Origin of the sequence: Pseudomonas sp. Pseusp88 (assembly GCF_047303955.1) — a bacterium.
GTDB lineage: Bacteria > Pseudomonadota > Gammaproteobacteria > Pseudomonadales > Pseudomonadaceae > Aquipseudomonas.
Map to the genome: position 1 here is coordinate 1 of NZ_JBGLYM010000074.1, position 4791 is coordinate 4791.

The 4791-nt window shown below is 61.4% G+C and carries 3 protein-coding genes and 1 tRNA gene; 2 read left to right on the plus strand and 2 right to left on the minus strand.

Features of this window, described 5'->3' with window-relative positions:
* Positions 1–153: 153 nt before the first annotated feature.
* Positions 154–1644, minus strand: coding sequence for an MDR family MFS transporter (locus ACCD02_RS32430; RefSeq protein WP_413310679.1), 1491 nt, complete (start codon positions 1642–1644; stop codon positions 154–156).
* Positions 1645–1693: 49 nt separating this feature from the next.
* The gene (locus ACCD02_RS32435; RefSeq protein ID WP_413310677.1) at positions 1694–2749 is read right to left on the minus strand and encodes an HlyD family secretion protein; all 1056 of its coding nucleotides are present in this window, start codon (positions 2747–2749) and stop codon (positions 1694–1696) included.
* Between the two features lie 247 nt (positions 2750–2996).
* Between ACCD02_RS32435 and gltX the strand changes: the two genes are divergently transcribed.
* Together gltX and ACCD02_RS32445 are read left to right on the plus strand one after the other, a co-directional pair.
* A complete protein-coding gene (gene gltX, locus ACCD02_RS32440) occupies positions 2997–4478 on the plus strand; it encodes a glutamate--tRNA ligase (RefSeq protein ID WP_413310678.1) in 1482 nt (493 codons plus the stop codon).
* Positions 4479–4714: 236 nt separating this feature from the next.
* Positions 4715–4790, plus strand: a tRNA-Ala gene (locus tag ACCD02_RS32445).
* Position 4791: the final 1 nt, after the last annotated feature.

Consider the following 4791-nt stretch of genomic DNA (forward strand, 5'->3'; position numbering starts at 1 on the left):
TTCGCGGATGAATCCGCTCCCACACAACCGACGATATGCACACGCTACGGTGGGAGCGAATTCATTCGCGAAAGCTTTATTCCGGATGCCACCAAATGTGTTGGATGTACTGGCCCCTTCGCGGATGAATCCGCTCCCACATTTGTGTCGGCTTCAGTGTCCTGGTGCGCCTTTGACTCCACTGGGCAAGGCCTTGGTCAGCAACACCGCAAGCATGCTGATCCCCAGCGTCAGCCCGACGAAATGAAACGCATCGTTATACGCCATGATCGTCGCCTGTTCGTGGACGATCTGACTCAACCGGCCCAGGGCCGCCGTGTCATTGCCCAGTCGCTCGCCGAGCTGGGCCAGGCGTTCGGCCACTTGCGGGTTGGCCGGGACGATGGATTCGCGCAAATAGTCGAAGTATGTCTTGGTGCGGGCGTCGAGCAGGGTCGCCAGCAGGGCAATGCCGATGGCGCCGCCGAGGTTGCGCAGGATATTGAACAGACTCGAGGCGGAACCGGCGTCCTGGGCCTGGATATAAGTGGTGGCTATCAGCGAGATAGTCACCATGATCAATGGCTGGCCCAGTGCCCGGACCAACTGGATATGGTTGAACTGCGGTCCGGCGAAGTCCAGGTTCAGCACTCCGGACGCGAAGCTGGCAAAGCCGAACAGGGCAAAACCCAGGGCGCACAGCAGCTTGGGCGGCACGAATTTCATCAGTTGCGGCACCAGGGGGATCAGGAACAGCTGGGGGATTCCCATCCACATGATCACTTCACCGATCTGCTGGGCGTTGTAGCCCTGAATCTGCGCCAGATACAGCGGCAGCAGGTAGATCGAGCCGTATAGCCCTACGCCCATGCCGACACTGGCGATGCTCGACAGGCCGAAGTTGCGCGTGCCGAGGATACGCAGATTGATCAGCGGCTTGTCCTTGGACAGCTGGATGATCACGAAGGCGATCAGGCAGAGCAGGGCGATGCTGCCCAGGGTCACGATCAGGTCGGATTCCAGCCAGTCCTTGCGGTGGCCTTCTTCCAGAAACACTTGCAGACAGCCCAGGCCCATGCCGAGGGTGACGATGCCGGCGTAGTCGGTGCTTTTCAGCAATTCCCAGTGCGGCGCCTTTTTCTCCAGGCCATAGAGCAGCCCGGCAATCATCAGCAGGCCGGGTGGCACGTTGATGTAGAAAATGTATTCCCAGCCGAAGTTTTCCGTCAGCCAGCCGCCGAGGGTCGGGCCGATGGAGGGGGCGAAGGTGGCGGTCATGGCGAACAGCGCCATGCCCTTGGCGCGGTGACGGTCCGGCAGCTTGATCAGGGTCATGGTGAAGGCCAGAGGGATCAGCGCACCGCCGGTAAAGCCCTGCAAGGCGCGGAACACGATCATGCTTTCCAGGCTCCAGGCCATGGAGCAGAGCAGCGATGCCGCGAGAAAACCCAGGGACACCCAGACCGCCAGGCGCCGTGCCGACAGCAGTTGTACCAACCAGGCGGTCAGGGGAATCATGATGATCTCCGCGACCAGGTAGGAAGTGGAAATCCATGAGCCTTCCTCAAGGGTGGCCGACAGCGCGCCCTGGATGTCCTTGAGCGAGGAGTTGGTGATCTGGATATCCAGCACCGCCATGAAGGCGCCGAGCATGGCGCTCATCACCGCGATCCAGTCGCGTCGGCTCGGCTCGTCAACCGGCCGGATCAGTGCATCACCGGCCACTGGCAGCGTCGCGATCGGACTTGATATTGATCTTCGCCGTTACCGACATGCCGGGGCGGATGCGTCCGTGCAGCGGGTTGTCGGCAGCGAAAGTCAGCTTGACCGGAATGCGCTGCACCACCTTGGTGAAGTTGCCGGTGGCATTGTCCGGCGGCAGCAGGCTGAACTGCGCGCCGGAGGCGGCGAACAGGCTGTCGATGCGGCCCTGGATCGGCGTGTCGGAGTAGGCGTCGAAGATCAGCTCGGCGCTTTGTCCGACCTGCATATGGCCGATCTGGGTTTCCTTGAAGTTGGCCTGAATCCAGATGTCTTCATCGGGGACGATGGACAACAAATAGGCCCCGGCCTGAACGTATTGCCCGGTACGCGCTGCCCGCTGGCCGATCAGGCCGCCGATGGGTGCACGTATTTCGCTGCGCGCAAGGTTCAGTTCGGCCTGGGCCACATCCACCCTGGCGCTGGCGACCAGGGTGTCCAGGCGCTTGACGTCGGCACTGAGAATATTGACCTGCAGGCGCTGGCTTTCTGCGTCAGCCTGGGCCTTGGTCACTTGCGAACGGGCGATATGGCTGTCGGCGGAGAGGGTGCTGACCCGTTCTTCGGAGACGAAGCCCGGCTTGCGCAGGGCCTCGACCCGGGACAGATCCAGTTGCGTGCGCCCCAGGGTCGCCTGGCTGGCGGCCACCTGAGCCTGGGCCGAGGTGATCAGGCTGGCCTGCTGCGCCAGTTTGCTCTGGGCCTGCAGCCGCTCGGCCTCGCGGGTCGCCAGGGCGGCCTTGGTCCGTTCCAGGGCCAGGCGAAAATCATCGGGCTCGAGGCGCACCAGCAACTGACCTTGGTCGACATGCTGGTTGTCCTGCACCAGCACCTGCTCGATCCGCGCGCCCAACTGGCTGGAAATACGGGTGATTTCGCCCTGAACGTAAGCGTTGTCGGTGGTTTCGACGAAACGGCCCTTGAACCACCATTGGGCGAAGAACGCGCCGGCGATCAGCAGCACCAGGATCAGAAAGATGGACAGGCGGCGTTTGAGTTGGGTGGGCATGGCGACTCTTATTATTTTCTTCGGGGCGATCGGCGTTCCGGCAGATTCACCTGATGTGGGAGCGAGGCCTGCATTGTCGTCAAACATTAGCAGCCTTTGCGACTGGCCTATAGCTATCGTTGCCGTAATGACTGCAATTGATATTCCGGTATTCATTGCCATGCGCGGTCGTTGCCCTGTCGAGCTGGAGCGGCAAGCCCCGGCCCTGTTAAGATTCACGGCTTGTTTGACCTATCCGGAATTATCCATGACCACCGTTCGCACTCGCATCGCGCCCTCGCCAACTGGCGACCCCCATGTCGGCACGGCTTATATCGCGCTCTTCAACTACTGCTTCGCCAAGCAGCACGGTGGCGAGTTCATCCTGCGCATCGAGGACACCGATCAGTTGCGTTCGACCCGTGAGTCGGAACAGCAGATTTTCGACGCCCTGCGCTGGCTGGGTATCGAATGGAGTGAAGGCCCTGACGTCGGCGGCCCCCATGGCCCTTACCGGCAGAGCGAGCGCGGCGATATCTATCAGAAGTACGCGCAGCAACTGGTCGATCTGGGCCATGCCTTCCCGTGCTTCTGCACCGCCGAAGAGCTGGACCAGATGCGTGCCGAGCAGATGGCCCGCGGCGAAACCCCGCGCTATGACGGTCGCGCCTTGTTGCTGTCACCCGAAGAAGTCCAGCGTCGCCTGGCTGCTGGCGAGCCCCATGTGATCCGCATGAAGGTGCCGAGCGAAGGCGTCTGCGTGGTGCCGGACATGCTGCGTGGCGAAGTCGAGATCCCGTGGGATCGCATGGACATGCAGGTGCTGATGAAGACCGATGGCCTGCCGACCTATTTCCTGGCCAACGTGGTCGACGACCACCTGATGGGCATCACCCACGTGCTGCGCGGCGAAGAGTGGCTGCCGTCGGCGCCGAAACTGATCCTGCTCTATGAATACTTCGGCTGGGACAAGCCGCAGCTGTGCTACATGCCGCTGCTGCGTAACCCGGACAAGAGCAAACTGTCCAAGCGCAAGAACCCGACTTCGGTGACCTTCTACGAGCGCATGGGCTTCATGCCCGAAGCGATGCTCAACTACCTGGGGCGCATGGGCTGGTCGATGCCGGATGAGCGCGAGAAGTTCTCCCTGGCCGAAATGGTCGAGCACTTCGACCTGTCGCGCGTCTCCCTGGGTGGGCCGATCTTCGATATCGAGAAGCTGTCCTGGCTCAATGGCCAGTGGCTGCGCGAGTTGCCGGTTGAAGAGTTCGCCAGCCGCCTGCAGACCTGGGCGCTGAACCCCGAGTACATGATGAAAATCGCGCCACACGTACAGGGCCGGGTTGAAACCTTCAGTCAGGTCGCGCCACTGGCCAGTTTCTTCTTCGCCGGTGGTGTAACGCCGGATGCCAAGCTGTTCGAGCACAAGAAGCTCTCGGGCGATCAGGTACGCCAGGTCATGCAATTGATCCTGTGGAAGCTCGAAGCGCTGCGCCAGTGGGAGAAGGATGCGATCACCGGGTGCATCCAGGCGGTGGTGGAGCACCTGGAGCTTAAGCTGCGTGACGCCATGCCGCTGATGTTCGCTGCCATCACTGGCCAGGCCAGCTCGGTGTCTGTGCTCGACGCCATGGAGATCCTCGGCCCGGATCTGACCCGCTTCCGCCTGCGCCAGGCCATCGAGCTGCTCGGTGGCGTGTCGAAGAAAGAAAACAAGGAATGGGAAAAGCTGTTGGGTGCCATTGCCTGACGCTGAGGCGTCTTTTGAAGGCTTCGCGGCCCAGCCTCGCTCCTACGGTCAGGTGTGTATCCGTTGGAGCGAGGCTTGCCCGCGAACCGGAGCAGGGCGCAGTGGTCGTTTCAGCCTCGGGTTTACGGGGCTTTCAGGTAAGTGATTGTTATCCCGACGAAAATTTTTAAAAAAAGTTGAAAATAAATTTGACAGACCCCGGCCTCGGCCTTAACATGCGCCCCGTCCACTGATGTGGGGCTATAGCTCAGCTGGGAGAGCGCCTGCATGGCATGCAGGAGGTCAGCGGTTCGATCCCGCTTAGCTCCACCAA